General features: G+C 50.3%; 3 protein-coding genes. All 3 read right to left on the reverse strand.

Annotation, left to right across the window (positions count from 1 at the left end; all coding sequences use genetic code 11):
* Positions 1-207 precede the first annotated feature (207 nt).
* A complete protein-coding gene (locus KDK15_RS12765; RefSeq protein ID WP_257295757.1) occupies positions 208-2,532 on the reverse strand; it encodes a hypothetical protein in 2,325 nt (774 codons plus the stop codon).
* 553 nt (positions 2,533-3,085) lie between these two features.
* Positions 3,086-4,090, reverse strand: coding sequence for an adenosine deaminase (add, locus tag KDK15_RS12770; protein WP_257295758.1), 1,005 nt, complete (start codon positions 4,088-4,090; stop codon positions 3,086-3,088).
* 220 nt (positions 4,091-4,310) lie between these two features.
* Positions 4,311-5,963, reverse strand: coding sequence for a glucose-6-phosphate isomerase (gene pgi / locus KDK15_RS12775; protein WP_257295760.1), 1,653 nt, complete (start codon positions 5,961-5,963; stop codon positions 4,311-4,313).
* Positions 5,964-6,195 lie beyond the last annotated feature (232 nt).

Consider the following 6,195-nt stretch of genomic DNA (forward strand, 5'->3'; position numbering starts at 1 on the left):
AGCGGATTTTTAGACCAATTTGCTGTCGCCGCAGCAGGGCAGTCTATTCTCGGACGGCCTCCTAGCCAAACCCTGTTATACATACACAGGCACACCGTTCCCACGGTTCGCCGTGGGAAAGAGGATGTGGCTGCATAGGTATTTGCGCTTGTCTGCACCAGGAGGCTACAGAATAAACCAGCCGGTGGCAGTTATGATTTAACTGAATCAAGCGGTTTTCAGCCGGTCGGCATAAGCCTGCAGCTCTACCCCCAGTTGTTTGATCATTGGATCGTCATTATCTCTGGTAATCTCCAGTGCGGACATCTCAATAAAACTGGCCACTGCCATTGTTGCTGCATGTGTTTGCTGACAGGCGTCCAGAATGTTTTTCACAATACCCAGAGTATTCGTTCTTTGTTCCTGAAGATGACCGGTGAACAGCTGGTTGTACCACTTTGCTGAGGTGCCGTTTTCCAGTGATGCCATGGCTTGAAAAAGCGCTTGCGGAATAGCAACGTTATTGATCCCTGTCTGAGCGGCACCGGGCTCATCTATATAAGTCTGGGTCTCAAGAAACAGCGTGATGATCTTACTGGCCTGGTCGTTGGTAAGATGCTTCTCCCTGAGTGCATCCTGAATGTGTGTCCGGCACCCGGCAATAGCTTGCTTTGCCCGTGTGTTTACCTGCGAATGAGTAGTGATTTTCTGCAGTTCAGTATCTATGTTTTTCAGTAAAGCTTCCTGCCGGTTATCTGGGCAAGCCAGAGTTTCCACCAGTTGTTTGCTGAGTTTGAAGAAAGTCCTTGAGTGTTCAGACTGGTTGTTTATGGATTGACTGTTAATGTTTTCTGCTTGCTTCCGGATTAACCCTGTTGTCTTGTGATAATCCGAATACTTTGTGAGTACGGAGTCCGTTAACTGCTTATGAGTCTGGCTGGTTTCAGCGGGGCGATAACCATTGATTTCCGACGTCAGCTGTGCCGGTATTGTTGTTATCAGACAGTCAAAAGCGGCCGCTCCCGAAGTCAGACACGCCAGCTTCTGGTCATCGCCAATAGCTTTGAACGCCTCAATCATTTCTGCCAGGCGTGCCTGTTCTTCGGATTTCTCGCGGGCAAACATCTGCAGCAATGCCTGAGTCTCATGGGGTTTATTAACCACATTGAGTGTTTTTTTCAGGTGGGTTGCCGAGGTGAATATAGAACCATAGACATTGATAAACTGCTGATCAAAAACCTGATCCTCAGCATTTTCTCCAGACTGGGATAACAGCTGTGCAACGTCTTTAAATTTATTCAGTACCGTTTTCTGTGTTAATGGCGTGGAGCCATCCAGCAGCAGCTTACGACACAGCAAGTTTATTAAATGGTATCGGCTATTGCCCTGGTCAGGTGTTAGCTCTGTTAATAGCTGCCAGACTTCACCAGGCAACTTTTTATCAAATGCAGCCAGTTTGCCAATGGCCTTGTCTATTTGAGTCAGCGCCTCCAGGGAAAGCTCCGGCTCGTTAGAGGATGAAACACTGTCCAGCAGCGCAATGGCCTCCTGACATGCTTTACAAGCCTTATCAGGATTCATTGACATCAGTTCGCTCTTCTGGCCAGCCGCTGACAGAAAGGGGCTGAGGGGAGCATAGTGCTGATATTCCGATTTCACGTAACGGATAATAGACTGGATGGTTTTTTTCCCGGTCTCCTGACTGGCAGTATCGAGGGTTATTGCCAGTGCTTTTAGCTGCTTTGAGAGCAAATCTTCCGTCGAGTACTCCTGCTTCTGGCTCTTATGATGTGGCAAGGGTGCAGTGCTGGCAGGTTCAGCTTTAATCGTCGATATCGGCTTATCAGTGGTGCTTGCCATATTATGTAAAGAGGCTAAAGTACCGGTTTTCTGTACTTGCTGCTGTAGCTCAGACGCTTCCCTTTCCAGGCGTTGACTCAACTGTTTCTGGAGTAACTGTGTCGGCTTTAAGGGTTTGGTATACTTGGTTAGCCGACTTTTGGCCTCCTTAAACACCTTCTCAACTTTTGCCAATTCATCAACTGCCGACTGTTGCAGTTGATCGACAGGTTCTTCTTCTGATTTTTTCCGTGTTGATGCGAGCGCTTTTTCCAGGGTTTTTATCTTCTCCAGTGGCGGCATTAATCCCCGAATCATGAAAGCTGAGATTTCAGAGGAGTGCCGGTATAAAAAACGATCATCCATCAACAGGCTCTGGATTCTCTGGTTATAGCAGGTCATCAGCTCGTGAGCCTGTTTGTAAAGTTCTGACAGTTTTTTCCTGAGTTCACTCCTGTCGCTGATAGCAACCGCAGGCAGTGCATTGATGTCAGAAAAAAGCTTGTGCTCTATGGCGCTGGAATCCTGCTCCCACGGGTCAGCAGGATACTCTTTCAGCCCTCCTTTACCAGCAGGCTCTGCCACAACCTGCCCTTTAAGCTTACGGAGATCGTTAACTTGCTCAGACGGAGCCTTACCCTCAGGATGGAATGGGCCATTAATTGCGACAAGCGCTTCACTGGTTAAATCTTTTTTGATTTGCTCAGAATCCATGACCGGTGTCCTTTCCTTGCCTTCAGGGGTTTAACCTTCCTGTGCCATTAAATGCCGTTTTCTGGCCGTTAATATCATCTTCATTTTGTTTGGAGTGGTACTGTTTACCGGGAGCCACTCATGGCTAATTACTGATAATTACTCGGCAGAATAGCTGGATGCTGGATAACGGCTCGTCGGAAAGGGAAATCCTGCGTCAGACTGGATATCTGCTTAAAGGGGAGCAGGAGCGGATGTGGAACAATCGGTTTCTGCCCGGAATCGTGGGGTTTTAATGGGGGGGGTTACATTGACAGCGAGTTCGGGTTGCATTCCCACGGGGGGAGAGGTTGTCGCGAAACCCTGAAGAAAGCTCTCCGAGGTAGGTCGGTTGGCATGCGAGCCGACTCCTGGCCCCTCCGTCATCCCCCATGAAACTCAGAAATCATGGTGCATGGCGGTTGGTTCGGGTGTCGGCTCCTTTGGGAGCCGACCTACAAGGAGAGACTCACTTTCGGGTTTTGCGACAGCCTCGGAACCTTGGGAACCTGGCACTTGTTGTATATCAAAGCTTTTAGGTACGGTTCCTTGCCTTGCCTTGCAAAGCGACTTTCTCCTCATCAGACAAAAAAGCAATGCTCAAGCCGTTTTCCTGTGCCTGGCGGATATCATCCCGGGTCAGCCCGGCAGCGGGCGCAGCAACCTCATATTCATGGGGCAGTTCAATGCCCTCCACGGCCGGATCGTCAGTATTGATGGTGGCCAAAATGCCATGGTCCAGAAACTGCTTGAGTGGATGGCTCTGAATATCGGGGAAGGTATTAGTCTGGATATTGGATGTCAGGCAGGACTCGATACCGATGTTGTGTTCTGCCAGATAATCCATCAGCACAGGATCATAGATGGCTTTTACCCCATGGCCTATCCGGGTAGCACCCAGTTCCCTGATGGCCTGCCACATACTTTCCGGACCAGCAGCTTCTCCGGCGTGAATGGTGATGTGCAGGCCAGCATCGCGAACCTGGCGGAAATGGTCAACAAACAGCTCTCCGGGTTTACCCAGCTCATCACCGGCAAGATCAATCGCAATCAACTGGTCTTTGAACGCAAGGCAGGCATCCAGCTCTTTCTGACAGGCCTCCTGGCCAAAGGTACGGCTCAAAATACCGATCAGGTTGGTTGCCACGCCAAAGTCACGACTACCGGCGGTAACGCCATCAATCACAGCGTCAACAACACCTTCAGGATCAAGGCTGTGGGTCATCGCCATATACCCCGGGCTGAAGCGGAGCTCGGTATAATCAATGCGGGCGTTCATGGCATCTTCGACATTTTCATACGCTATCCGGCGGCAATCATCGTAGTCCGCAAGCACCTTAACGCCCCAGTCCAGCTTACTCAAAAAACTGACCAGGTCAGGTTCCTGGCTGATGACCCGAACATGGGGAATCAGATCGGTCAGGTTGTCTGCAGGTAGCTGGAGGTTATTCTTCCTTCCCAGATCCAGAATGGTTGCCGGTCGGATATTGCCATCGAGATGGCGGTGGATATCGGTCAGGGGGATTGCTGGTGTAATCATGGCGTTTTACTTCTTTCTATGATCAAAGGGTGAATGGATTTTATGATACCTGAATTTTCAGATAAGGAAGCGCAACATAACTCGGGCTGAATCACCGTATGGGGCTGGGGTTGAAGCCATCAGGCTGCTGCCGGTGAACTTTTCACCTCAACAGCCTCCTGGGAGCGAGGCCAAAACACCAATGTCCGAAAGCATAATATTCCGGACACTTGACCGGATGTCAGCGATTAAACTGCTTAAAACGCCTGATCAGACCATTGGTTGAGCTGTCCTGGTCAGTGCTTTCCTCTTTGGCGCGAATTTTCTCAATCAGGCGATCGCCCAGTACTTTACCAAGCTCAACTCCCCATTGATCAAAGGAGTTAATCTGCCAGATAGTGCCTTGGACAAAGACTTTATGCTCATACATGGCAATCAGGGCGCCGGTGGTTTCCGGTGTGATCTTTTCAGGAACCATCATACTGTTCGGGCGATTTCCCGGAATCACCTTGTGAGGAGCCAGACGTTCCACCTGGTCAGCATCCATACCGGAAGCGGTGAGTTCATCCCGCACTTCTTCCACTGTTTTGCCCTGCATCATGGCCTGACTCTGGGCCAGGGCATTGGTAAACAGCCATGGATGCTGTTCGCCAATCGGGTTATGAGTGGTGGCCGGGGCGATAAAGTCCACGGGAATTAACCGTGTGCCCTGGTGCAGGAGCTGGTGATATGCATGTTGGTCATTAGTACCAGTACCGCCCCAGATGACTGATCCGGTCTGGTATGAAACGGTGCTGCCGTCTTCTCGGGTACGCTTACCATTACTTTCCATATCCACCTGTTGCAGGTGGCCCGGCAGATCACGCAGGAAGTAATCATAGGAAATGACGGCATGGGATTCAGCCCCCATAAAGTTCTGATACCAGACGCCCAGCAGACCGGCAATAACCGGCATATTTTCTGCCAGAGGGGCTGAGCAGAAGTGCTGGTCCATGGCTTCAGCGCCTTTCAGCAAGCACTCGAAGTTGTCGTAGCCTGCCACCATGGAAATCAACAGGCCGATGCTGGACCAGAGTGAGTAGCGACCGCCAACCCAGTCCCACAGAGGCAGCGTGTTTTCCTGGGCAATACCAAACTGGTCAATGGCTTTCAGGTTGGTGGAGATGGCCATAAAGTGCTTGCGGATATCCTGCTCGGCACAGCCTTTCTCAATCATCCAGGCTCTGGCTGCCCGGGCATTTTGCAGGGTTTCCAGGGTACCAAAGGACTTGGAAGCAACGATAAACAACGTGGTTTCCGGATCGATTTCATGGAGAACTTCAGATAACTCGTTAGGGTCAATATTCGCCACAAAGTGATGCTCAAAGCCCTTAACGTGGTAAGGGGTCATGGCATTAATGGCAGTTTTGAGCCCCAGATAAGAACCACCGATACCAATATTAACAATATGCCTGATGGGCTTGCCGGTATGGCCAAGCCACTGCCCAGAGTGAACCTGTTCAGTCATGGCCTGCATACGGGCACGGGTTTCACGGATCTTTGGCATGATGTCTTCACCATCCACCATCACCGGAGCATCACCAAAGCTTCTCAGTGCCGTATGGAGCACCGCACGCTTTTCCGTGTAATTGATCTTGTCACCGGCAAACATGGCGTCACGGGCTTGGGTCAGATTGGCCTGCTCCGCCAGCTTTACCAGGGATGCCATTACATCGTCGTTAATCAGGTGCTTTGAGTAATCAAGAAACAAGCCTGCGGCTTCAAGGCTGTAGCGGTCAAACCGGTTTGGATCTTCAGAAAACAGGTCGCGTAGATGGGTATTGGCCATTTGCTGTTGCAGAGCCGCCAGATCTTTGGATGCGGGCAGGTGATCCAGGGCAGTTGAGTTAATCACTGTCTTGCCTCATTGGATAAGGGTGGAAGGTAGACTGGATAAACGAGGTGAAGAATATACCTTACTCTCACTTATTGATAGTGGGAAAATAGTTAGCACGATACGAGTTATACAAATTCCGCCTTCTAAATATGATAGTGAGCAAGTCATTTTGGACAGCTGGGCAAGGCGGAATGCCGAGTAATAGCAGGGCTACTTGTGCCCTCGGGTATTGCGAGGAATTCCAACGAAG

The organism is Endozoicomonas sp. YOMI1 (assembly GCF_024606345.1).
GTDB lineage: Bacteria > Pseudomonadota > Gammaproteobacteria > Pseudomonadales > Endozoicomonadaceae > Endozoicomonas.

Bases quoted from the DNA above. Each gene is read 5' to 3' on its own strand.
- KDK15_RS12765 (WP_257295757.1), bottom strand. From the start codon at position 2,532: ATGGATTCTGAGCAAATCAAAAAAGATTTAACCAGTGAAGCGCTTGTC.
- add (WP_257295758.1), bottom strand. From the start codon at position 4,090: ATGATTACACCAGCAATCCCCCTGACCGATATCCACCGCCATCTCGAT.